Raw genomic sequence first — 1,205 nt, 5'->3', positions numbered from 1 at the left:
TCCCCGACCGCCTCCCCGGTCTCCGCTGCCGCTTCCGCCTCCGCTTCCGAAGAGCAGGCGCAGGGCGTGCGCGAAGCCGGAGCAGACGACGATCCGGTCCGGCTCCGTCCGCACGCCACGCGCGCGTGCGAGGTACGCGGCGAGGGCCGCTCTCAGCTCCGGACGGCCCGCGGGGTCGCCGGGGCCGAAGACCTCGTTGGGGGCCTGGTGGAGGGCCCGGCGGTAGGAGGCGAGCCAGGCGGACCGGGGGAAAGCGGAGACGTCGGGCGTGCCCTGGCGGAGGTCGTGCCGGGCGGGCAGGGGCCGTGCGTCACGCGGCGCACACGCGCGTGGCCGCGCTCCGGATGCCTTCGCGGCTACGGCGGGGGCGAGCGGCGGGGTCCGTTCGGCGACGCGGGTACCGGAGCCCTGGCGGGCGGTGAGCCAGCCCTCGGCGACGAGTTCCGCGTAGGCGTCGGCCACCGTGTTGCGGGCGACGCCGAGGTCGGCCGCGAGCGAGCGGTAGGGCGGCAGCCGGGTCCCCGGGGCGAGTCGCCCACTGCGGACGGCCGCACGCAGCGCCGCGGTCAGCGCGGCCCGTCTGCCACCCGGACCGGGAAGCTCCAGGTGCAGGTCGGAGCCGATCCGCTCCGCGTAATTGACCCATGATTCCGCCATGGAAATGCACCCTACAGCCGGTCTTTCCGGCCCCTAGGTTGGTCACATGACCACGACGAACCCGCACGTGACAGGTACGGCCCGACTGAACCTCGCGAAGGCCGCCCCGAAGGTGTTCCGGGCTTTGGTCGGCTTCGACTCGGTTGCCCGCGAGGGCCTCGACCCCGCCCTCGTCGAACTGATCCAGATCCGCGCCTCCCACCTCAACCACTGCGCGTACTGCCTCCACATGCACACCAACGACGCCCGTAAGGCCGGCGAGACGGAGGACCGCCTCCACATGGTCCCGGTCTGGCGGGAGGCCCGCCATTTCTTCACGGAGAGGGAGCAGGCGGCCCTCGCCCTCACGGAGGCGGTGACGCTGGTGGCCGACGGGGGCGTCCCCGACCAGGTCTACGCGCAGGCCGCGGCCTGTTTCGAGGAACAGGAACTGGCCCACGTGCTGTCCCTGATCCTCACGATCAACACCTGGAACAGGGTTGCCCTCGCGACGGCGAAGGTGGCGGGGACGGACGAGCGGACGGCCGGCGGCTGAGGGTCTGAGGGGC

General features: G+C 73.2%; 2 protein-coding genes. One reads left to right on the top strand and one right to left on the bottom strand.

Going from position 1 to position 1,205, the window contains the following annotated elements:
• On the bottom strand, positions 1-657 hold a 657-nt coding region (locus tag EHS43_RS44875; RefSeq protein ID WP_125196090.1), incomplete at its 3' end, for an aminotransferase class I/II-fold pyridoxal phosphate-dependent enzyme.
• A gap of 46 nt (positions 658-703) precedes the next feature.
• Between EHS43_RS44875 and EHS43_RS44870 the strand changes: the two genes are divergently transcribed.
• A complete protein-coding gene (locus tag EHS43_RS44870) occupies positions 704-1,192 on the top strand; it encodes a carboxymuconolactone decarboxylase family protein (protein ID WP_125196089.1) in 489 nt (162 codons plus the stop codon).
• Positions 1,193-1,205 lie beyond the last annotated feature (13 nt).

Origin of the sequence: Streptomyces sp. RP5T, from assembly GCF_003933965.1 — a bacterium.
GTDB lineage: Bacteria > Actinomycetota > Actinomycetes > Streptomycetales > Streptomycetaceae > Streptomyces.
This window is presented reverse-complemented; position numbering and strand designations above follow the sequence as displayed.

What these genes read in the sequence shown, in the direction of transcription:
- EHS43_RS44870 (WP_125196089.1), top strand. Translation starts at nt 704, where the DNA reads ATGACCACGACGAACCCGCACGTGACAGGTACGGCCCGACTGAACCTC.